The 20,345-nt window shown below is 65.4% G+C and carries 20 protein-coding genes and 1 pseudogene; 11 read left to right on the top strand and 10 right to left on the bottom strand.

Going from position 1 to position 20,345, the window contains the following annotated elements; translation table 11 throughout:
- Nucleotide 1 precedes the first annotated feature (1 nt).
- Nucleotides 2-736 carry a tRNA (adenine-N1)-methyltransferase gene (locus V5A38_RS00260; protein ID WP_332323733.1) on the top strand — a complete coding sequence of 245 codons (735 nt, stop codon included), beginning with the start codon at nucleotides 2-4 and terminating at the stop codon, nucleotides 734-736.
- Between the two features lie 27 nt (nucleotides 737-763).
- Here the strand turns inward: V5A38_RS00260 and V5A38_RS00255 are convergent, their stop codons facing one another.
- From V5A38_RS00255 to V5A38_RS00240, 4 genes are all read right to left on the bottom strand, one after another.
- Nucleotides 764-1,093: a transcription factor S gene (locus tag V5A38_RS00255; protein WP_332323732.1), complete on the bottom strand. Its 330-nt coding sequence runs from the start codon at nucleotides 1,091-1,093 to the stop codon at nucleotides 764-766.
- 153 nt (nucleotides 1,094-1,246) lie between these two features.
- Nucleotides 1,247-1,558, bottom strand: coding sequence for a hypothetical protein (locus V5A38_RS00250; RefSeq protein ID WP_332323731.1), 312 nt, complete (start codon nucleotides 1,556-1,558; stop codon nucleotides 1,247-1,249).
- Between the two features lie 95 nt (nucleotides 1,559-1,653).
- A complete protein-coding gene (locus tag V5A38_RS00245) occupies nucleotides 1,654-1,830 on the bottom strand; it encodes a hypothetical protein (RefSeq protein ID WP_332323730.1) in 177 nt (58 codons plus the stop codon).
- 66 nt (nucleotides 1,831-1,896) lie between these two features.
- Nucleotides 1,897-2,670: an enoyl-CoA hydratase-related protein gene (locus V5A38_RS00240; RefSeq protein ID WP_332323729.1), complete on the bottom strand. Its 774-nt coding sequence runs from the start codon at nucleotides 2,668-2,670 to the stop codon at nucleotides 1,897-1,899.
- 748 nt (nucleotides 2,671-3,418) lie between these two features.
- Here V5A38_RS00240 and V5A38_RS00235 point away from each other — a divergent pair.
- From V5A38_RS00235 to V5A38_RS00200, 8 genes and pseudogenes are all read left to right on the top strand, one after another.
- Nucleotides 3,419-3,853 (top strand): VOC family protein, encoded by a 435-nt coding sequence (locus V5A38_RS00235; protein ID WP_332323728.1) that lies wholly within the window; start codon nucleotides 3,419-3,421, stop codon nucleotides 3,851-3,853.
- Nucleotides 3,853-4,023 (top strand): annotated as a pseudogene (locus V5A38_RS00230) (flavin reductase family protein); the annotation flags it as partial. The gene V5A38_RS00235 and the pseudogene V5A38_RS00230, both read left to right, overlap by 1 nt.
- A gap of 261 nt (nucleotides 4,024-4,284) precedes the next feature.
- Nucleotides 4,285-5,244 (top strand): ABC transporter ATP-binding protein, encoded by a 960-nt coding sequence (locus tag V5A38_RS00225; protein ID WP_332323727.1) that lies wholly within the window; start codon nucleotides 4,285-4,287, stop codon nucleotides 5,242-5,244.
- Nucleotides 5,245-5,264: 20 nt separating this feature from the next.
- Nucleotides 5,265-7,106, top strand: coding sequence for a PrsW family intramembrane metalloprotease (locus tag V5A38_RS00220; RefSeq protein ID WP_332323759.1), 1,842 nt, complete (start codon nucleotides 5,265-5,267; stop codon nucleotides 7,104-7,106).
- Between the two features lie 115 nt (nucleotides 7,107-7,221).
- Nucleotides 7,222-8,259, top strand: a complete 1,038-nt coding sequence (locus tag V5A38_RS00215) for an ABC transporter permease (RefSeq protein WP_332323758.1) — start codon at nucleotides 7,222-7,224, stop codon at nucleotides 8,257-8,259.
- A 267-nt stretch (nucleotides 8,260-8,526) separates the two neighbouring features.
- Entirely contained in the window at nucleotides 8,527-9,525 is a 999-nt protein-coding gene (gene mvaD / locus V5A38_RS00210) for a phosphomevalonate decarboxylase MvaD (RefSeq protein WP_332323726.1), read from the top strand.
- 326 nt (nucleotides 9,526-9,851) lie between these two features.
- Nucleotides 9,852-10,835, top strand: a complete 984-nt coding sequence (locus tag V5A38_RS00205) for a helix-turn-helix domain-containing protein (RefSeq protein ID WP_332323725.1) — start codon at nucleotides 9,852-9,854, stop codon at nucleotides 10,833-10,835.
- 143 nt (nucleotides 10,836-10,978) lie between these two features.
- A complete protein-coding gene (locus V5A38_RS00200) occupies nucleotides 10,979-11,281 on the top strand; it encodes a hypothetical protein (RefSeq protein WP_332323724.1) in 303 nt (100 codons plus the stop codon).
- A gap of 364 nt (nucleotides 11,282-11,645) precedes the next feature.
- On the opposite strand, the gene V5A38_RS00195 is transcribed toward V5A38_RS00200, so the two are convergent.
- From V5A38_RS00195 to V5A38_RS00170, 6 genes are all read right to left on the bottom strand, one after another.
- Nucleotides 11,646-12,710: an ATP-NAD kinase family protein gene (locus tag V5A38_RS00195; RefSeq protein ID WP_332323723.1), complete on the bottom strand. Its 1,065-nt coding sequence runs from the start codon at nucleotides 12,708-12,710 to the stop codon at nucleotides 11,646-11,648.
- A gap of 218 nt (nucleotides 12,711-12,928) precedes the next feature.
- The gene (locus tag V5A38_RS00190) at nucleotides 12,929-13,621 is read right to left on the bottom strand and encodes a molybdopterin-binding protein (RefSeq protein WP_332323722.1); all 693 of its coding nucleotides are present in this window, start codon (nucleotides 13,619-13,621) and stop codon (nucleotides 12,929-12,931) included.
- Between the two features lie 63 nt (nucleotides 13,622-13,684).
- Complete coding sequence (locus V5A38_RS00185; protein WP_332323721.1) at nucleotides 13,685-14,335, bottom strand: class I SAM-dependent methyltransferase; 651 nt, start codon at nucleotides 14,333-14,335, stop codon at nucleotides 13,685-13,687.
- Nucleotides 14,335-16,449: a type II secretion system F family protein gene (locus tag V5A38_RS00180; RefSeq protein ID WP_332323720.1), complete on the bottom strand. Its 2,115-nt coding sequence runs from the start codon at nucleotides 16,447-16,449 to the stop codon at nucleotides 14,335-14,337. Before V5A38_RS00180 ends, V5A38_RS00185 begins: the two co-directional genes overlap by 1 nt.
- Nucleotides 16,449-18,101, bottom strand: a complete 1,653-nt coding sequence (locus V5A38_RS00175) for a type II/IV secretion system ATPase subunit (RefSeq protein WP_332323719.1) — start codon at nucleotides 18,099-18,101, stop codon at nucleotides 16,449-16,451. The genes V5A38_RS00180 and V5A38_RS00175 overlap by 1 nt, the downstream gene beginning before the upstream one ends.
- Nucleotides 18,102-18,451: 350 nt before the next feature.
- Nucleotides 18,452-19,003 (bottom strand): hypothetical protein, encoded by a 552-nt coding sequence (locus V5A38_RS00170; RefSeq protein WP_332323718.1) that lies wholly within the window; start codon nucleotides 19,001-19,003, stop codon nucleotides 18,452-18,454.
- A 385-nt stretch (nucleotides 19,004-19,388) separates the two neighbouring features.
- Between V5A38_RS00170 and V5A38_RS00165 the strand changes: the two genes are divergently transcribed.
- Both V5A38_RS00165 and V5A38_RS00160 read left to right on the top strand, forming a co-directional pair.
- On the top strand, nucleotides 19,389-19,811 hold the full coding sequence (locus tag V5A38_RS00165; RefSeq protein WP_332323717.1) for a hypothetical protein: 423 nt from the start codon (nucleotides 19,389-19,391) through the stop codon (nucleotides 19,809-19,811).
- Nucleotides 19,808-20,278 (top strand): DUF5793 family protein, encoded by a 471-nt coding sequence (locus V5A38_RS00160; RefSeq protein ID WP_332323716.1) that lies wholly within the window; start codon nucleotides 19,808-19,810, stop codon nucleotides 20,276-20,278. Before V5A38_RS00165 ends, V5A38_RS00160 begins: the two co-directional genes overlap by 4 nt.
- The last annotated feature ends 67 nt before the right edge of the window (nucleotides 20,279-20,345 follow it).

The following is a 20,345-nucleotide window of genomic DNA, read 5'->3' as shown; positions in this document are numbered from 1 at the left end:
GGTGCGGGCCTTTCTGCTGGTTCACGACGACCGCGAGTACGTACGCCGACCGGGTGAGGAGCTCCAGACGGACCTTGGCGTGCTCGACGTGCCCGAAGCTGTCGAGCCCGGCGACGTGCTGGAGACGCACCTCGGCGAGCCGTTCACCGTCCGCGAGCTCCGCGGACCGGATCTCTTCGAGCATTTCGAGCGCACCGGCGCGCCGATGATGCCCCGGGATATCGGGCTGGTGATGGGCCACACCGGCGCCGGCGGGGGTGACCGCGTCCTCGACGCCGGCACCGGCACGGGCGTGCTTTCGGCGTATCTCGCCAGCGCGGGCGCCGACGTCCGGACGTACGAAATCGACGAGGAGTTCGCCGCGGTCGCCCGCGGCAACATGCGACTCGCGGGCGTCGAGGACAGCGTCGACGTTCGGGCTGGGGACGTAACGGCGGAACTCGACGAACTCGCCGACGCAGAACCGTTCGACGTGCTCACGCTCGACACTGCCGACGCGCCGACGGTCGTCGAGCGGGCGGGAGACCTCCTGATCGACGGTGGCTTCCTCAGCGTCTACTCGCCGTTCGTCGAGGCGGTCCGAGAAACGACCGAGGCCGCACGCGAGGCCGGCCTCGCCGAGATTCGGACGTTCGAAACGATCCAGCGCCGGATGGACGTTGGAGAACGCGGCACGCGGCCATCGACGGCCGGCGTCGGTCACACGGGGTATCTGACGTTCGCGCGGCTGGAGTAAGCGGCGCGTCGAGACGGAGTCCGGGCGTTAGTGGTCGTCTTCCCGCCACCTGTAGCCACACTCCGTACAGGTGAAAAAGCGCGTCTCGGACTCGTCGGCCGAGCGGATCTGCTTCATCTCGAACTCCGCGCGGTCGTTGCCACACTCGGGACAGCGAATCTTCGTCGTCGGACCCATCGCCTCCTCGCCCACGTCGGACATGTCGACCACGTCGCTCTGCTCCTGGCTCTGCTCGGTGGTCATGCCGGTCTCGTTGGCAACGTCTCGCGTTTCAGTGTGTCCGCACGCGTCGTTCTGGCAGACCCACTGGCCGTCTTCTGCCTGCATCATCGAGCCGCATTCGTCACAGAACTTCATTGACTGATTGCTAACGCGTCCCCGCGTTTAAGCGGCGGGGTTCGCTCGTGGGAGAAACGGCACGGAGAGCCGACTCAGCCGAACGAACCCGGCTCAACTGCGGTCGGCGCACCGAACCGATGCAGGGAGGCGGCCGGCCCAGCGCACCCCCTGTCAGGACCGTCCCGAGGCCGCCGGCGAGAAGCACGAGCCGAGCGCCCCGGCGTCCACGAGCAGCAGACCCAGCGCTGAACGGTCGACCAGCGGGCCGACGAACAGTTTCAGCAGCCGCGGCGCTCGGAGCAGCAACCCCGCAAGTCCGGTGTCCGTCGACGAGCCAGTGAGGTCGAAGACGAGCCACATTGCGGCGATCGTGTAGAGGCCGTCGCCGAGGAAGCTCACCGCTCGTCCAGCGAGGATACGCGGGATCGCCTGGGTTTTTATTACTGCGAGTCGTCGGCGGAGGGTGGCACGGACGGACCACATTGACCGGCCGTGACACGGCGGCCTGGTGAACGCTCGGAGAGCTGCTGTTCGGAACGCTTGGGTGACCGAGACAACAGACGGCAAGGACCGATGAGTTACCCGACGTGGTCGTACCCGTTCCGGACGTCTTCGACAGCGTCGACAGAGAACCCCGAACAGCACGGACAGACGTGAAACTGAACCTCGTGGCGGGCGCCACAGCATCGACATTTGAACTCGGGTCTGCTGTTCCCGCCCTGCAGCAGCGAACGCCCCTTCTCGAGCAGTGTCATGGTAGCGTCTAACACACGTCTGACGGGTTAGTTAGAGGGTGCATACCGGTCGAAACGGCCCGGCGTTTACTCGAACTGCGGTTCGCGGTCCTCGACGAACGCCGACATCCCCTCCCGCTGGTCGTGGGTGCCGAACAGCCCCGACCACGCCCGCTTCTCGTATTCGAGTCCGGCGCTCTGGGGCTCTTCGTGCACCATGTTGAGCGCCTCCTTCGCGACGCTGAGTGCGTAGCGCGGTTTCTCGGCCAACTCAGCCGCCATCCCGGCGACGTGCTCGTCCAGTTCGTCGTGGGCGACGAGTTTCCCGACGAGGCCGAGTTCGTAGGCGTCTGCGGCGTCGACGCGCTCGCCGAAGAAGACGAGCCGGCGGGCCGTCTCGTCGTCGACGAGTCGAGAGAGCCGCTGGGTACCGCCCCACCCCGGCACGATCCCCAGGTCGATCTCTGTCTGGCCCAGCACCGCGCGCTCGGAAGCGACCCGGAGGTCACACGCGAGTGCGAGTTCACAGCCGCCGCCGAAGCAGTAGCCGTTGATCGCCGCGATGACGGGCGCGGGGAACGTCTCCAGGGCGTCGGCGACGCGGTGGCCCAGTTCGGCGTACGCCTGCGCCTCGGGCGTCGAAAGCTCCTTCATGTAGTCGATATCCGCGCCAGCCACGAAGGCGTCGTCGCCCGCACCCGTGAGAACGAGCACGCGCACGGTGCCCGTTGCCTCCGCGATGGCCTCCTCCAGCGCCTCCAGTGTGGCGACGTTGAGCGAGTTCAGTTTCTCGGGGCGCGAGACGGTGAGCGTGGCAACGCCATCGTCGTCCACGTCGAGCGTGACAGTGTCCCAGGACATACGCGGGCGCTCGGCTGGCTGTCGGTAAACGTTGTCGGCTCCGAGCGCCCTCGATTCGTGCATGAAACACCGCACCAACCTACCCTGATAGTGATTACTGCGAGTCTGTCCCGCCGTGGCCATCCGTGTCGGTGATGGGAGCCCCTGAACCGGCGTCTTTCGACACCGTCGATGAACCTATTGGCAGTAATCTCTATGAATGATGCACTGCAAAACAGTGTGTAACAGTACCGTACCAGCTGATAGTGACGTTCACGAGTCTTCAACTGTCTCTCGGCGATCGCTGGTCACTGGCCACAATCAGCGACACTAACGGGACCGGTCATGACCGGCTCCACACCGGAGGGGCCCGGTGAGCCTGCTACAGGCTGCGACGCACGACGGCACTGCAGGCGTCATCTTCCTGCTCGCACGCCTGCTGTTCGGGTTCGTGCTCACATTCATCGGGCGCAACCACTTCACGACATCGGGGCGACGGCCGGCGACGCTAAGCGTCCGCTTCACTGGGAGGATGCTCGCTTTCGGCGGTCTCGCCACCGCGTTCGGGCGTGCCGACTGGCCGCCAGCACCCGACGTCGGCACACGAGGTGACGGCCGATCCACGGCGAGCGATAGTTGCATCGTTCTGTCCGGCAGTATCAGTCACTCCGCGGCCGGTACTGCTTTTTCACCCACCCGCCAACCCACTACCAATGACCGAGGCACTCCCACCACTGGACTGCATCGTGGGACGAACATCTGCACCGATATGGCGGAGAGCCGGGAGTTCGACGAGGGGGTGCTCGGCTGGCACACAGTCAAGCGCACGCAGAACTCCGACGACTCAGGGACGCGGCACTACTACTTCTCCTCGAGGTCCGAGGGGGAGCCGGGAACCACCGGTACCTATTTCGAGTACACGAACGGCCGGGGTCACTCAGAGCCGGGCGCCAGCCACCAGTTCGCGTTTGGCGTCGAGGACCGCGAGCGCCTCGCGGCGTGGCGCGAGCATCTCCAGGATCATGGCATCCGCGTCTCGGAGCCGAAAGACCGTACCGACTTCGCGAGCATCTACGTCAGTGACCCCGATGGACTCACCTTCGAACTCCGGACGCATGGCCCCGGTTTCGGCGTCGACGAGGCGGAGCCCGGGCGTACTGCGGCCGACCCGTTCGACGATTGCTCCGTCGAGAGGCGCCGATAATGCGGTCTGGACCACCGGACGCGTTCGGTTCGGCCTACCGACTGCTCTCGGGCGCCGTGGTTCCGCGGCCAATCGCCTGGGTCTCCTCCCGGAGCCCTGAGGGTCGGGACAACCTCGCGCCGTACAGTTTCTTCAACGTCGTGACGGTCGATCCGCCGGTGGTGATGTTCACCTCGAGGCGGGGCTGCTCACCGATGGCGAGTTCTACTGCGATACGGGGGGCCGGCTCAGGATGGAGCGCCCGCCCTGACTCGGGGACTGTTCGGCCGCCGCCGGCCCGCTGGGACCCATTCTGTTGGGTCTCTTCGGAGCTCCTCGGGCAGTTCAGATGGCTCTCGAGGTTCGGTTCGTCCCCGGGGCTCTCCCTGCCTCGGTCTCAAGAACAGTAGCTGGAGCCGCGGCTTTTTCCCCACTCAGAGTGAGCATCGCGTATGATCCGCGTCGACGGGTTACGGAAAACCTACGGCGAGTTCACCGCCGTCGAGGGGAGCGATTTCGTCGCCGGGTCCGGCGAGATATTCGGCATCGTCGGCCCCAACGGCGCCGGCAAGACGACGACGCTGAAGATGCTCTCCGGACTCATCGAGCCCACCGCCGGGGCGGCCGAGATCGCCGGCCACGACGTGTCCGACCCGGAGATGCGCCGCGCGCTTGGCTTCCTCCCCGAGGAGTCACCGCTCTACGAGAACATGACTGCGCGGGGCTATCTCTCCTTCTTCGCAGATCTCTACGACGTGCCGACGGATCTCGCCGAGGAGCGCACCGAACGGACACTCGACCGCCTGGATCTGGAGCACCGCGACCGCCGACTCGGCGACGTCTCCAAGGGGATGAAGCGAAAGGTCGCAATCGCCCGCTCGCTCGTGAACGACCCCGCTGTGCTGGTGTACGACGAGCCAGCCTCCGGGCTCGACCCGCTGACCACCAACGAGGTGCTGCGGTTCATCGAGGAGTTGGCCGACGACGGCAAGACCGTCGTTTTCAGCGCGCATAACCTGTATCACGTCGCCGACCTCTGTGACCGTGTCGTCGTGATGAACCGCGGCGAGATCATCGCCCGCGGCACGGTCCCGGCTATCCGCGCCAACCACGGCGAGACCACCTACCGGGTGTACGCAACAGTCTCACTCCCCGAGAGCGACCAGGAGGGTGACCGCCACGTCGTAGCGGTCGGCGATCTCGACGCCGTCGACGGCGTTCGTGAGCGCGTTCAGGACGCTGGCGGACAGGTGACGGATATCCGGAGCGAGGAACCGAGTCTGGAGGACGTGTTCCTCGAAATCACCGGAAACCCCATGGGGGCCGGGCAGGCGCGCGGAACGGAGCCACCGGAGGAGCACAAGGCGAACGGGGGACGGGTCGCTGAGGAATCAACCGGGAACGAGCCGTGACCGGTGACGACGGGCAGCCGATGCGGGACGCAACCCGCGACGTTCGCGACCCGCGCCGGCGGCTGCACAAAGTCGTCCGCATCGCGCGCTGGGAGGTGAGCCACTCCCTCGGGCGCATGGATCGCCGGACGCTGGCGCTCGTCGCCGTCGCGATCGTCCTCGGCTTCGGCGTCGCGGGCGGGTCGGCGTTCGCGGGTAGCGTCGCCTTCGATTCGGGCCTCTATCGCGTCTCCGTCGCCGAGGAGAGCCCGTATCACGAACCGGTGGCGGCGGCGCCATCGCTCACCCCCGTCGAACCGGGTTCCGGGGAGTGGGACGTGCGTGTGGTCGACCGGAACCGGTCGGACCGAACCGCGACCTTCCAAGCGCGGGAGAGTCCAAAGGGACAGGCCGCCCTGGACACGCTTCGTGGGGCCGTCCAGAGCTCCAACGATCAGTCGATGGCCCGGGAGGAGAACCGGTCTTCGGCGTTCCCGGTCGGCGTGACGCTCCAGTACGCTGCGCAGAACACGGGTGGAGTGACGGGCGAAACCGGGGGAACGGGTGGCGCTGGGACTGGTACCGACGGCGAATCCAGCAGTGCTGGCGGCGCAGACCAGCGCCAGACTGCCACCGACACTGGCAGCGGAAGCGCCGACGATGCAGGCGATGGGGGATTCGCTGTGCCGAACCTCGGTGATGCGCTGGTCGGCGGAAGCCAGAGCGGCTCTCCGGCCGATGTCCAGCCGCCGTTCCCGTTCGCCTCCCTGATACTGGCGTTCGCCTTTCTCGTGCCGCTGAACTTCGTCGCCCAGGCGTACGGCAGCACGGTACTCGACGAGCGCATCGACCGTCGGGGCGAACTCCTGCTCGTCGCACCTGTCGAACCCGGTGACGTGGTGGCGGGGAAGACGCTGCCCTACGTGCTTGGGGCCGTCGGGATGACGGCGCTCGTCGCGCTCCTCGCCGGCGGCAGCCTCGTCTCCGTGCTTGCGGTGCTCCCGCTGGCGGTGCTCTATCTCGCGGGCACGTTCGTCGGCGGGATGTTCGCCCGCTCGTTCAAAGAGCTCACCTTCGTCACCGTCGCGCTCTCGGTGTTTCTCACCTCCTACGCCTTCGTGCCGGCCATTTTCACCAACGTCACGCCGGTCGCGCTCATCTCGCCGCTCACGCTCGTCGTGCGTGACCTCCAGGGCGCTGGCGTGAGTCTCGGCCAGTATCTCTTCTCGACCGGACCGGCCTACGTCGCCGGGAGCGTGCTCTTCCTGCTCGGCCTTGGCGTCTATCGCGAGGAGGATATGTTCACCCAGCGCTCCGTGCCGCTGAAGCTACTGGATGCCATCGACGCCCGCATCGCCGGAACGCGCTCGGCGGCGACGCTCTCGGCGCTGTTCATCCCGTTCGTCTTCGTCGCGGAGCTACTCGCCGTGGCAGTGCTGTTCGCGCTCCCGTTCGGCGTGAGCATCCCCGTCCTGCTCGTCGCCATCGCCGCCGTCGAGGAGGTGGCGAAATCCGTCCATCTCTACGCCGGCTTCGAGAAGGGCCGGTTCGACCGGACACTGGGGACCGCGCTCGTCGTCGGCTCGCTCTCCGGGCTGGGCTTCTTCCTCGGCGAGAAGGTGACCGTCATCGTCCAGTTGGTGGGGCTCCCGGATGTGACGCTGGGTCGGCTGGCGTTCCCCACTGGCGGCGCTGGTGTCGCGGAACTCGGCCTCCTCGGCGCCCTCGCGCTGCTGCTCGCGCCACTGGCGCTGCACGCCGTGACAGCCGCCATTTCGGCAATCGGTGCGAGTCGCGGCCGGACCCCGTATCTCACGGCGATGACCGTCGCGATAGCGGTTCATGCCGCCTACAACCTCACGGTGGTGACTCAGCTTGCCTGAGCAACCGCCCAGCCCGGAGCCAGGAAGCGATGCCGCGGAGGCCGAGCCCGGGCGCGACGCCGCCGAGGATGCTGTACAGGGCCCGCTCCGAGCGCTCTGGCGCGATCCGCGTTCGGTGCTGGCCCGCCGGGAACTGCGCTCGCTGGCAGACGAGAAAACCATCGTCCTCGCCCTCCTGATCCAGCTGTTCGTCGCTGCCTTCTCCTCCTTCCTCGTCGTCGGCCTGGTGTCGATGTACCAGCCCGGTAGCGTCGCCGGCGTCACCGTCGACGCCGCAGTCACCGGCGATGCCAGCGAGGGGCTGCTTGCGACGCTCGGCGACCAGTCCGGGATGCGTGGGGAGTACTACGGCAGTACCGATGCCGCGATGGACGCCTTCGACCGCGGGGACGTGGAGGTGGTGTTCGAGGCCCAGCACGCTGCGGACGGGCGGATTCAGGTGCTGACGACGGTCCCGGACGCGAACGTCCAGACGACGGTGGTCGTCGTCGAGGTCCGGAAGGCGCTGCGGGCCTACGAACGCGCCGAGCGGGCCGACCGTGTCGAGTTCCTCTCGAACGACCCGCTCGCGCTGCCGAATCAGTCGACGAGCAGCCCATACTTCGGCTTCAGCTACACCGTGTTGGTCCCGCTACTCTTGCTCCTCCCGGCGTTCATCGGCGGCTCGGTCACGGTTGACTCGCTCACGGAGGAGATCGACCGCGGGACGCTCGAACTGCTCCGGGTGGCGCCGCTCTCGCCGGCGGCTATCGTCGAGGGGAAGCTGCTCGCATCGGTGCTGCTTGCGCCCGCGCAGGCGGCACTCTGGATGGCACTGCTCACGTTCAACGGGACGCCCGTCGCCAACCTCCCGACGCTGCTGGCGCTGACAACGGCGTTCGCACTCGCCGTCTCGGCGCTGGGTGCCGCCGTCTCGCTGCTCTCACCGGACCGCCGTGCTGCCCAGTTCCTCTACTCGACTGGCGTGCTGGGCCTTTTCGGCGCAGCCACGCTGCTGCCAGGGAGTCCGGCAAACACTATCGCGCGGCTGGCGATCGACTCCGCGGACGCGACGGTGTACGCCACCGTCGGAGGTTACCTCCTGCTCGGTGGTGGGGCGTATCTCGGTGTCCGCGTACTGGTCGAGCGGGTAGACATGGGCGCACTCTCGTGATCGTTCGACGAACGGTCGTTCGATATCGAGTTCGCCGCTGATGCGGTCGGCGATGCCGCGTGTCACCCAGTCGAAGATGGCCGTTTCGGAACTGGAGAAGACGGTGCGCAGCAGCAGGAGCCCGGTGGCGCCCCCGCCAAGCAGCAGCTGACCTATGTCGACGGCTCCCAGAGGGTGGCGAAAGAAGCCACCGGCAGTGAGGAGGCAGGGGCTCCCCGAAGCTCCACCGACACGTCTAACCCGAGTCGCCGAGGAGTGCTGGCAGAGATGACGCTCAAGGCCACCGCACGCGCCCACCCCATCCAGGGCCTCGTGAAGTACCACGGGATGCGCGACGAGGAGCTCCGCCTCCCCTACCACGACTCTATCAGCGTTTGTACTGCTCCCTCGAACACGACGACGACGGTCGAGTTCCTCCCCGACGCCGAGGAGGATACGTACATCATCGACGGCGAGCCCGTCGAGGGCCGCGGCGCCGAGCGCATCGAGCACGTCCTCGACTACGTCCGTGAGTTCGCCGGATTCGACCACGCGGTCCGGTTCGAGAGCGAGAACTCCTTTCCCTCGAACGTCGGCTTCGGCTCCTCATCATCCGGCTTCGCGGCGCTGGCGATGGCCGCCAGCGAGGCTGCCGGGCTCGGGCTCGACCGCCCCACTATCTCGACCATCGCCCGCCGAGGCTCATCATCGGCGGCCCGAGCGGTCACAGGCGCCTACTCGGACCTCTCGGCCGGACTGAACGACGAGGACTGCCGCTCGCACCGTCGTGACACCGGAATCGGCGAGGACGGCTTCGACCCCGAGAAGGATCTCCGCATCGTCACCGCGCTCGTCCCGGCCTACAAGGAGACCGAGGAAGCTCACCGGGAGGCAGAACAGAGCCACATGTTCGATGCGCGGCTCTCGCACGTCCACGACCAGCTGGCTGAGATGCGCGACGCGCTACAGGAGGGGGATTTCCATCGCATCTTCGGCACGGCCGAGCACGACTCGCTCTCGCTGACCGCGGCGACGATGACCGGGCCCTCTGGCTGGGTGTACTGGAAGCCCGAGACCATCGCCGTGTTCAACGCCGTCCGGGAGCTTCGCGAAACCGGCGTCCCGGTCTACTTCTCGACTGACACCGGCGCGTCTGTGTACGTCAACACGACCACGAACTACGTCGACGTGGTCGAGGAAGCCGTCGCGGAGACGGGCGTCGAGACTGAGGTGTGGGAGGTCGGCGGCCCGGCGCAGGTGCTGGAGGAAACGGAATCGCTCTTCTAACCCACCCAAACGGACGCGAGGGTACTGGTTGGGACACGATCGCGATACTCCCGTGAGGTTGCGCATCCCGGAACGGCTACCGATGATCGGCCGGGCACTAGCAGTCGGTCGAGTTCAGGGACACCCTCGGAGGCGTCGAGCTGCGGATCAGCTTCCAGCGACCCGGTTGAACCTACCTCGACTGCTGACCGGCCTGGTCGGCGACGACCCGACCGCCAAATCTGGGGGCCGGCTCCCGGCGGAAATGGGTGTGAGGGGACGGATTCTGAGCGTTCGTAGCCCCTGCCACCCACATGTTTATGCTGCGACGTGTGTTACCGATTACCATGGTCACCAGTTCGGGGGAATCACCGCTCGAGGAGGCGGCGGGCGCCGCCGATCGCCACGCAACTGAGGCGTTCGAACTGCTCGCTAACGAGACGCGGTTGGCGATCCTCCTGGCGCTCTGGAACACACACGAGCCATTCGCGGGGGACGACGCGCTCTCCTTTTCAGAGCTCCGCGACCGAGTCGGGATGCGCGATTCGGGGCAGTTCAACTACCACCTCGGGAAACTCGAAGGTGAGTTCGTCAAATCGACCGAGAAGGGGTACAAGCTCCGGCCAGCGGGGAAGAAGATCATCTGGGCGGTCATTGCGGGTGTTGGACTCGAAAACCCGACGCTCGAGCGAACGGAAATCGGGATTTCGTGCCCGCTCTGTGATGCATCTACCGCGATAACCTACCGGGACGGTCGCCTGTTCCAGCTCTGCACCGAGTGCAGTGGCCACTACTCCGACTCGGACGAGTTCCCCCCAGGGACGCTGTTCACCTGGCGGTTCGAGCCGGCTGGGTTGAACGACCGAACCCCTGAGGAGGTGTACGCGGCGGCGTCTCTCGGCATGCTCCACCAATCGCTCGCCATGATCGAGGGAACCTGTCCGGAGTGTTCCGGCGCGGTCACTCCCGAAATCGAGGTGTGCGACGAGCACGATCCGGGAATCGACGACGTGTGTCCCAACTGTGGACGGCAGGACCAGATTTTGACACTCTACCAGTGTAGCGTCTGTAAATTCGGGATGGGGGGAGCACCAAGCGGAATCGTCTCCCAACATCCAGCAGTCATCGCCTTCTACTACGACCACGGTGTCAACTTCCAGTACAATCTCGACTTCGAGCAGGTCAAACGGGTGCTGGAACTCGGTGAATCTCACGAGCACAGCCTGGAGTCGATGGATCCGCTTCGGGTCCGCGTCACAGTCCAGTACGAGGGAGACGAGATGGAGCTCGTTCTCGACGAGAAGATGAACGTCCTGGAGGTGATTGACTGAGAGTTTCTGACGACGAGTCGGTCGCTCGAATTTGCACTGATGATTTTGGACGAATCCGGCAGAGCATCGTCGCCCAGGAAGCCCCGTTATCGTTGATATAACGACATGATTTCAGTCTCGACTATATTTTTGAGTGACATCCAATGCCCACAACTGAGACGGAGAACGCCATCTACGAAGCCGCCAGAGAAGCCATCGATGAAGACGCACTCGCTCGGGGCCTGGAACAGATCGAAGACCAGGAAGCCGACCCCGAAGCGATAGCGGCGCTTCACGAAATCACAGCTGAATCGATCACCCGGGACATACTCGCCGCCGACAGGCACGCCAAGCGCCGGGGTCGCTCGCTGACCGCCGACGACATCGGCGACGCCGCAGACGAGCGACGGAAGAGCCGTTGTTGTCCCCCTATTTGGCACCCTACGCACCTCCGGATTACCACCTAGCGACACAATGGGGAGACACGAACCGAGCAGCGAACGCACGGCAGTTCTCGTGGAGTTAGAACACACGTTCACCCACCGAACACTGTCCAGACTGTGTCGCTGAGAGAATCAGTCGGGAAGGTTGAATCAGATAGCTCCTGGTGGCGAAACCGTGACGATTTGCGAGAAAACGGCGCGAAAACGTTCCGAACGAGAGGAGCCGGGAGTTACCCGTACTGCCCGGTGGTGACGAGACAACACGTAGTGAATGGGCCTAGTTGAGAACGCGTACTCCCAGCCAGAACGGTTACTCTCCACTTCTGAATTGAGAAGGCGTCATCGCACCCCCTGGTTACCCTTTGGTCGTCGCCTGCCCAGACGACGACTACACCAGCTTCATCATCCGCGTTTCGAACTTCCCGACCCGCACTTTCCACCAGCCATGGAGCTCCTCGTCGACCGCTGTATCGTCCGTATCCGCCCGGAGCACGTTCACCGTGTCGAGTTTCGACCGCGAGGCGACGATTTCGACCGAACACTGCCGGATCACGTCGGGTGAGAGCTGCGGGTTTCCCCGGCCGAAGATGAACCCCTGACCACCGATGGGCGAGACGATGATGACGTTCTCCTCGCCAAGCGCGTCGAGAATCTCCTGCTCGGCAGCGTCTTTCACCAGCACCTCGCCGTCGCGCCAGACGTCGACGCCGATGGGCGAGCCCTCGAAGTCGAGTTCCGCTTTCACCGCGCCGACAGTCGACCCGGGCCCGAGCACGTACGTCTTCTCGGGTGCAGCGCGGATATCGTCGGCGACGCCCTCCGCCAGCGCCTCGACGGTGCCCCCGCCCAGCTGTTTCGAGGACTGCAAGGACTCGGCGACGGGGACGCGCGCGACCGCACGAAGTTCTGGGTGGACCTCCCCTTCCCGGTACTCGTCTTCGTCGATATCCATCACTTCGCGGCGCTCGGTCCGCTCGAAACTGGCAGCCGCGTGGGCAGCCTCCTCCGGCGAGACGGCGAAAACGGAGGAGAAGACTTTCACGCCTGCGGGAATGCCCAGCATCGGAATCTCCGACCCTTCCAGCGCTTCAGCGACGTCCGCGGCGGTGCCATCGCCGCCGACGAACAGCACGAGGTCGACGGGAGCCTCGCGGAACGCCGCCACTGCGGCGATGGTGTCGTCACTCGCTGTCTCCTCGCGGTCGGGTTCGCCCAGGATTTCCGGGTCGTAGCCGGCCTCTCGGACGATGCTCGCACCCATCGGCTCGCCCCAGGTGAGCAGTTCGGCGTCCGGTAGTCGCTCCGCGAGCGCGTCGAGCGCCCGCTCGGCCCGGTCGGGCGCCCGCGGTTCGGCGCCGAGTGCGCGGGCTTCTTCGACCTTGTTGTCGGTCCCTTTCAGTCCGACCCGCCCGCCCATACCCGCGATTGGATTGAGAATGAATCCGATGCGCATACCGAATAGAGGGGTCGCGAGGGGAAAACGGGTTGGGATGCGGGCACCGGCGCAGTGACGCGTAACCTCTAAGCCCCGGTCGGTCGAAGCCGGAGCATGTTCATCCTCGCAACTGAAAGCACCACACTCCCGCCGGCGACGACTGGCGGCGTTGTTCTCGCGCTCGGCCTCCTGTTCGTCGTCGTGTGGGCGCTTCACCTCTCCCAGTAGGCTGCCCGCTACTCCGCGACGTCCTCGACGTGTCCGTCGAGCCAATTGGCCGCCTTGCGTGCCTCCTGTGGCTCCGTCGCGGTCAGTTTCAGGCGTACCGTCTCCCCGGGGTAGGAGCCAACTCTGACCGCAAAGCGGTCCTGTACCTCCGTGATTCGGTCGAGTAGCGCGCTCTCGGGCTCGGTCGTCTCGACCGTCTCACTGTAGGTTTGCTGGCCCTCGAACTCATCGGCGACGGTGGCGAACATCGCCTGCATCTCCGCGGGAACGCCCGGAAGCACGTAGCAGGATTCGATGATGGCACCCGGGGCGACCCCCTCGGGGTTGTGCAGTGCGCGGGACCCTTCCGGGAGGTCGACAGTGCCTTCGGCCAGCTCCTCGGCAGCGTAGCCGCCCACCTCTTCGAGATGCTTCAGTGCCGCCTCGTGGGGGCCGACGTCGCGCCCGAACGCGGCGGCGACACCCTCCATCGTCACGTCGTCGTGGGTCGGACCGAGTCCCCCGGTTACGATGACGGCGTCGTACTCGGCGTGGTATTCGTTGACCACGCGGGCGATGTCGGCGATGCGGTCCGGGAGCGTCGTCACCCGCTCCACGTCGACCCCTCGGTCCGAGAGCCTGGCACAGAGCCAGGTGGCGTTGGTGTTCGCGGTGTCGCCCGTGAGAAGTTCGTCGCCGACGGTGACGATGGCGGCCTTCATTGACCCACGGTAGGCGCGAGCGGGTGAAAAGCGCGACGGCGTCGGTTGGCTGTCGGGAGCGCGCTACGGCTCCGTGCCGGGACCGACCACCGCGTAACAGTTCCCGCTCGAGAGCGCCGACGCGTGCACGACCAGGTCGCTCTCGGCGAGGTCAGCATCGAACTCCGCGGGGTCGTAGACGTGGTAGAACCGCGGTACCGTCTCCCCGCCGGGTAGCGTCCAGGCAACGTCCGTATCCAGCCCGCTGCCGTCGGTCTTCTCGTCCTCGAAGCGGCTGTGGGCGGTGCTCCATGCACTCACCAGTGCTCGCCCGCTCGGCGCGAGCACGCGGGCGAGTTCGTTCAGGCTGACGAGGCGTCGGTTCCGGGGTCGAAGGTGGTGGATGGTTGCGACGTACACCGCGAGGTCGACTGCTCCGTCCCGCAGTGGTAGGGTCGCGGCGTCGCCGGCCACGAGGTCGAGCGTGAAGCCGCGCTCGTTCGCCCGGTTCGCTGCCTCTTCGAGCAGCCCCGTGCTGGCGTCGACGCCGACGACGCGCTCTGTGTGATCGGCGAGCACCTCCGCGTGGCGGCCGTTGCCACAGCCGAGGTCCAGCCCCAGGAACCCCTCGCGGCCGTCGAGGAACTCCTCGATTTCGGGCCACGCGAACGCCCGCGTTTTGGAGAAATGGGCGGCGATGCGGTCGTAGGTGGCGCCGACGTGCGCTCCCGTCATCAGATGAAGACGAAGGCGATCATCGTCGCGGTGAGCAGGACGACGACGTGTTTTGCGCCGTCTTCGATCGCGCCCTCACCGAGTTGACCTGCGACGATCCCCGAGAACACAGACTGGATGATGGCGGCGTGGAAGAAGATGAGCTCGTAGGCGTTCGTGTTGACGTTGGCGATGCCGGAAAACAGGCCAGATGAGACGCCGCCGGGGAGTTGGCCAGTACTGCCTAACTCCGCGGAGTCGATAGCCGGGATGAACGAGGAGCTTAGCGCGACGACGATGCCGATGAAGACCAGAAACGAGATGTAGATGACCATCAGGTAGGTAAGCATCTCCTGGCGGCGCTCACGTCGGAGTCGCTCGCCCGCCCGCGCCTCGTCGGCAGCGATTTCGAGTACCGGCCCAATCTGCCCGCTCACGGCCATCGCGTTGGTGATCAGTGCCGTTGCACGACTCACCATCGGCGATGCTATTCGCTGGTCCATCCGCAGGAACGCCCGGCGCACGTCGGCACCCCACTGCACGTCACGCCACGTCCGCTCGACCTCCGGGGTGAGCGCGTCGAGATCCGAGTGACTAAGCCGCTCCAGGCTGTTGACGACGCTCACCCCGGCGTCGTTGATGCTTGCGAGCCGGTCGAGGAAATCCGGGACGGCCTGCTCGATCTCCCGAATCCGCCGCTTTTTGAGTTCGTGGATGAGTGCGAACACCCCCACGGTGAACAGTGTCACTTCGACCAGCGGGCCGCCGAGAACTCTGAGCGCCGCCAGCAGATCGAGTGGAACGGTCCCGACTCGAGCCAGCAGCCACCAGAGCGCGATCGGCCCGGTGATGGCGAAGCTGTATATCGGATTTCGTCTGATCAGCCGTCCGGGCTGGCGAAGCCAGACGAGCGCCCGCTCGAGCCTGCGATAGATAGCCAGGCGCTCCCGGCTCACCCGTCTCCGCTCGCTATCGACGGCCGTCGGCGCCGGCTTCAGTGCCTCCCCGCCGTCCGAGCGTGCCACTTCGTCGTCGGTGATGCCGTCGATGCTGACTGTGGGGATGTCACTATCCCCTGCGGTAATCGAGCCACCCACCTTGCGGGTGACGTAGTCGGTGTAGAGAATGAAGGCGGCGCTGGCCAGTGGAACGCCGACGTAGACGACCAAGCGCAGCAGCGGGAGCGTGTCCGCGAGCACCAGCCCGATGACGACGAGGATGGTGATGAGAAACAGCGGTCCGGCGACCAGCACCGTCACGTACGCTTCTGCGAACGTCGCGAGCAGTTCGAGATACTGTCGCTGCTGGGACTCGGCCTGCTCCTGATAGCGGTCGTGCTGGTCCTTCAGGAACACCGAGAGCGACTGCCCCGACCCCAGGACTGACGCGAGATTCGCCCCGAACTCGTCGAGACTCTCGCTGGGGGTGCGCTGGGCCATCCGGTCCAGCGCGTTGAGTACGTCGGTGCCGAACGTGTTCATATCCCGGACCGCGACGCCGATTTCGCTTGCCGCCTCGCCGTACACCCGTTCGTTCTGGGTGAGCGTGTCGAGAATCGCGGGAAACGCCATCCCCGAACGCGAGAGCGCGTAGATGAAGGCGATCGTGCGGGGAAGCGTCGCTTCGATTTCGCTCGCCCGCGACCTCGCTCGCTGGTCCAACAGCTCCCAGCGAGCGTAGTAGGTACCGAACGCGAGCGCCGCACCGATCGTCGCACTGGAGGTGAGCAGCAGAACGATCAGCGCCAACGGGCCAAGCTGGGTCACGCGAGTCAACGTGGCGAGAAACGCAAGCGCCGGGGGGAGCTGTGCGCGCATCATCTCGCCGCTAATCTCGAGCATCGAGAGGGTCACCGCGGCAAGGTAGACGCCGATGATACTCCCACTGACCCCGAACACCAGGCTGTAAAGCAGCGTTCGGACGGCGTAGACGCGGTGGGTCGTTGCGACCTGGGCAGCCCGGAGCTTCGATTGCTGGTTTCGTTTCCGCGGAGTGTCGTTGGCCACGTACTCGCCGAACAGCGAGAGCGCGATCCGCGAGATGAGTAGCCTCGTCGGTCGGTGGACCCGCTCGACCGCCAGCGGCACTACCAGCGCGACGGAAAACACCAGTGGGAACGTCCAGACCACCACCATCACTCCACCCTGTCAGCGAGTTCGTCGCCCGTTTCCAGCTCCACGTCTGAGGCCTCGACGCGCTCCATCACGCGCTCGGGGTGGGCGTAGTACTCGTTGATCAGCGCGGTGAACGTGCGGTAATCGGTTACGTCGCGTTTCTGGAGGAACTCGAGGAACCGCTCGCGGTTTCGGGTCTCACGGAGGAGTCGTTCCCGCCTCCACCCGCGGTCGTCCTGGATCTCCTCCAGTAGCGACGAGTCCTGGCGCTCGACGGTGTCGGATTCGGACTGCCATTGGAACGCTGCGGAGTAGTCGAGTTCGCCCGTCCGCTGGTCGATGCCACCGATTTCGCCGATGGTTTTCCCCCGGCGAACCCGCTCTTCGTCCCTTCGCGTGAGTACCTGGATGGAGATCATGTCGAGGCTCTGGACCATCGCCCGTGGCACGTTGATAGGCTCGTTCTCCAGCCGGTTGATGACTGTCTCGATGGAGTCGGCGTGCATCGTCGAGAACGTCGTGTGGCCGGTGTTCATCGCCTGGAACAGCGTGACTGCCTCCTCGCCTCGCACCTCGCCGACGATGATGTACTCCGGCCGGTGGCGTAGCGCTGAGCGCAGCAGGTCGTACATGTCGATGTCGGTCCCTTCGCCCAGCCGTTCGCGGGTGACAGAGGAGAGCCAGTTGTCGTGGTAGAGCGAGAGTTCGCGGGTGTCCTCGATAGTGAGCACCTTCGCCCGCGGGGGGATGAACATGGAGACGGCGTTCATCGAGGTGGTCTTTCCGGATGCCGTCCCGCCGGCGAAAATGAGTGATTTGTTGTGTTCGATACAGAGCCAGAAGTAGGCCATCTGGCCGACGGTGAACGTTTCGTAGTTGATGAGGTCGATGGGGGTGAACGGCTCCTCGGCGTACTGACGGATAGTGAACGCCGAGCCCCGCGGAGTCACCTCCTCGCCCAGCGCGAGTTCCGCACGCGAGCCGTCGGGGAGCGTCGTCTCGACGATTGGGTCGCCAACGGAGATATGCCGGCCCGACTGCTGGGCGAGGCGGATGACGTAGTTGTCGAGCGCCTCATCGGCGAAGACGATGTTCGTCTCGATGTCGGTGTACTCGTCGTGGTAGACGAAGATGGGGAGGTCGTAGCCGTCACAGGAGATGTCCTCGATATGGAGGTCGTTGAGCAGCGGGTCGACCTTCCCGTAGCCTCGGAAATCCCGAATGAGATAGTAGAGAAGGGAGTGGAACATCGACATGTCGGCTTCGACGCCGTACTGTTCCAGGAGCATCGAGAGCTCCTCCCGGAGCGTCTCCTCGTCTGCGGCCGAGGTGTCGGCACGATAGAGCAGCGGGTCGCGGATATCCTCGACGACGCGTTGCAGGAGAAGCGATTCGAACTCGTCGAGGTCGGGTTCGACGATGTAGTAGTAGTGTTCACTCGCATCCGGGTCGTGGGTGATGACGACGTAGGCGAACGGGGCATTCACCCAGTAGCGGTCGACCTCGTCGTGGCCTTCGGGTGGGTCGAAGGAGGCGAGCGGGCCGTCTTCGCCGGGTTCGAACGGGCGGACCTCGATCTCCGAACCTCGCAGCATCTCGACGGTCCGGCTGATGCGATGCTTGAGCGCAGTGAGCGTGCTCTCCCCGCCGCCCTCGGTTGTTTGTCCCGACATTGACGGTAATTGCCACTGCTACCCTCGGGAATGACTTAAAACCGTGTGCGTCTTCAGCCACGGCACACGACCCGTCGCGACCTTGTGTCGCGACGATGGAGACGACGCCGTGGCTGTGCAAAGTCATCTACGGCACACGAGCTGTCGCGGACTCCGTTCCCCGACGAGCGCCCTCTCATACTGCCGGACAGAACGATGCAACCATCGCTCACCGTGAATCGGCCGTCACCTCGTGTGATGGTTAGAGACTGGTGGGCGAGTCTGTATTTACTTCTGTCCGGCAGTATCAGAAATTTCGTAGTACGCGTTCGATTCCGCTCTTCCCGTCACCACAACCGGGGTTTAGCCACTCACTCCACCTCGATATCCCGCCGTTCTGCAGTCAGCAGCACGATTCCGAACAGCCCAATCAGTACGACGCCCAGCGGAATCGGGACGCCGGGGAAGACGCCGTAGGTGAACACGCTCGCGGCGCCGAACGCACCGGCGGCAAGTAGCAGCAGCGCGCCGAGCAGGCCGACAGGATCGACCCGCCAGGCCTCCAGGCGCTCCTCGTCGCGATAGTACGCGATGGAGATCCCCAACGCCAGGAGGTAGACGAGCGCGCCGATCGCCCAGATCTCGTAGGCGGTCATCAGCTTCGGGCTCTCCTGGAACGCCATCGCCGAGACGACGAAGCCGGTATCATCGACCACCGGTGAAGGGAGCGGGAGCCCGAGCTGGGTGCCACGCAGCAGCTCCAACCCGAACACGTACCGAATCTGTACCAGCGGGAACCGGACGAACAGGACGCTTGCGGCCTCCGAAAGCGGGGCGTAGTGGAGGTTCCACGGAACGAACGCCGTGAACCACGTCGTCAGCACCGCCAACTCCCCGGCGTACTCAGAACGGACCCAGACCATACCCGCTTGGTGAGGGCATCCGGGTAAAAGCTGACGGGCTGGCCGTCGTACACCGTATGACAGTATACGAAATCACGTGGGTTCGACAGAGCAGTGCAGTTTGGCAGCTATCGGTTTGGTTGCCGGCTCCGCAACCGCCCTCGAATGCTGTCCACCCGCCGGCACTCTCTCACACTGACTGGTTCGGCCAGCCTCGGCCTGGTTGGCTGTCTCACAACCGAACTCGCCCACGGGCGCTGACCAGCCCACGCTTCGCCGAGGAATAGCTCATTTTGCAGTCGACACCGCTCGTCATCGATACCGGATTCTCGCTCTGTCGGCCGTTACCAGCGAGGAGCGCGGGCAGATCTCGACGGACGCGGTGACCGGTGGACCGGTCGGTGCTGTGGACCCCCTATTCGTCCGGAGCCACCACCGGGTTCTCGTGGTCTGTACCGACGGCTCGCACCGTTGGTCGGCAACTGTGCTCGAAGCGGATGGCCGACCGATGGCCTTCGACGACGGGCATGCCTTCGCTCCTGCCGGCGACAGGCTGCACGCGATTCGACGGACCGGTGTGGCCGCGCGGCGCCACGAGCCGCTGGAGGGCCTGGTGAGAACACCGACAGCTGTCGGCGACAGCGTCGCCGTCCGCCGAGAGAACCGGGCTACGGGGCTTTCGCGAGCCAACGATGAGCGACGATGGATCGCGACGGTGCCAGATCGGTTCACCGTCAGGAACCCGAACGGCCACGTTTCAGGCCGGACGGACCCGCATGCGGGCGTCACGGTTTTAGGTGCCCACCGCGTAGACATCACTACCGAATGAGGCGCGACTACTTCGAACTGGAGGTGACGAACATCGACTGGCTGGCCGAGGGTTGTGAGCCGGTTCAGCCGTTGGTCCAAATCGAGTTTAGCGGCCCCGGTGAGACGCTTCGAGAGCGCCTCAGCGATGCCGACGGCAACCCCCTCGAGGGCGATGACGTCGACGTAGCGTTCCGCCTCCAGGGGAATCTCGACGAGGAATCGGCGGCGCCGGGTGTTGTCGCTGTCACGAATCGCATCACCGGGGACTTCGTCCTCGAACTCAACGAGACCGCCGACGACGTTCTCCGGTTCATCGATGCCGCGAGGGCCTACAGCGAGACCGAAGACGGTGGTGGCTACCGCGTCATCGTCTCCATCGACGGCGACCCGCTGGCGGAGTACGAGAAACAGACCTTCCTCGTCTACGACGCCGAGGGTGAGTTCCTCCGCGAGGAGAGCCTCATCCCCTCCGGCGTCGAACTCTGAAGCCGGGTCGGTGTTGCACTCGTCCCTGCCGTCGCTTCTTCTCCGGCCTTCTCAGGGCAGATAGCCA

Origin of the sequence: Halolamina sp. (assembly GCF_036626355.1) — an archaeon.
GTDB lineage: Archaea > Halobacteriota > Halobacteria > Halobacteriales > Haloferacaceae > Halolamina.
The sequence above is the reverse complement of the archived record's forward strand: the minus strand, read 5'-3'. Positions and strand labels throughout refer to the sequence as shown.

What these genes read in the sequence shown, in the direction of transcription:
- V5A38_RS00160 (WP_332323716.1), top strand. Translation starts at nt 19,808, where the DNA reads ATGAGGCGCGACTACTTCGAACTGGAGGTGACGAACATCGACTGGCTG.
- mvaD (WP_332323726.1), top strand. Translation starts at nt 8,527, where the DNA reads ATGACGCTCAAGGCCACCGCACGCGCCCACCCCATCCAGGGCCTCGTG.
- V5A38_RS00200 (WP_332323724.1), top strand. Translation starts at nt 10,979, where the DNA reads ATGCCCACAACTGAGACGGAGAACGCCATCTACGAAGCCGCCAGAGAA.
- V5A38_RS00195 (WP_332323723.1), bottom strand. Translation starts at nt 12,710, where the DNA reads ATGCGCATCGGATTCATTCTCAATCCAATCGCGGGTATGGGCGGGCGG.
- V5A38_RS00190 (WP_332323722.1), bottom strand. Translation starts at nt 13,621, where the DNA reads ATGAAGGCCGCCATCGTCACCGTCGGCGACGAACTTCTCACGGGCGAC.
- V5A38_RS00240 (WP_332323729.1), bottom strand. Translation starts at nt 2,670, where the DNA reads ATGTCCTGGGACACTGTCACGCTCGACGTGGACGACGATGGCGTTGCC.
- V5A38_RS00255 (WP_332323732.1), bottom strand. Translation starts at nt 1,093, where the DNA reads ATGAAGTTCTGTGACGAATGCGGCTCGATGATGCAGGCAGAAGACGGC.
- V5A38_RS00225 (WP_332323727.1), top strand. Translation starts at nt 4,285, where the DNA reads ATGATCCGCGTCGACGGGTTACGGAAAACCTACGGCGAGTTCACCGCC.
- V5A38_RS00235 (WP_332323728.1), top strand. Translation starts at nt 3,419, where the DNA reads ATGGCGGAGAGCCGGGAGTTCGACGAGGGGGTGCTCGGCTGGCACACA.
- V5A38_RS00245 (WP_332323730.1), bottom strand. Translation starts at nt 1,830, where the DNA reads ATGACACTGCTCGAGAAGGGGCGTTCGCTGCTGCAGGGCGGGAACAGC.
- V5A38_RS00220 (WP_332323759.1), top strand. Translation starts at nt 5,265, where the DNA reads ATGCGGGACGCAACCCGCGACGTTCGCGACCCGCGCCGGCGGCTGCAC.
- V5A38_RS00170 (WP_332323718.1), bottom strand. Translation starts at nt 19,003, where the DNA reads ATGGTCTGGGTCCGTTCTGAGTACGCCGGGGAGTTGGCGGTGCTGACG.
- V5A38_RS00180 (WP_332323720.1), bottom strand. Translation starts at nt 16,449, where the DNA reads ATGGTGGTGGTCTGGACGTTCCCACTGGTGTTTTCCGTCGCGCTGGTA.
- V5A38_RS00250 (WP_332323731.1), bottom strand. Translation starts at nt 1,558, where the DNA reads ATGTGGTCCGTCCGTGCCACCCTCCGCCGACGACTCGCAGTAATAAAA.
- V5A38_RS00175 (WP_332323719.1), bottom strand. Translation starts at nt 18,101, where the DNA reads ATGTCGGGACAAACAACCGAGGGCGGCGGGGAGAGCACGCTCACTGCG.
- V5A38_RS00185 (WP_332323721.1), bottom strand. Translation starts at nt 14,335, where the DNA reads ATGACGGGAGCGCACGTCGGCGCCACCTACGACCGCATCGCCGCCCAT.
- V5A38_RS00205 (WP_332323725.1), top strand. Translation starts at nt 9,852, where the DNA reads ATGGTCACCAGTTCGGGGGAATCACCGCTCGAGGAGGCGGCGGGCGCC.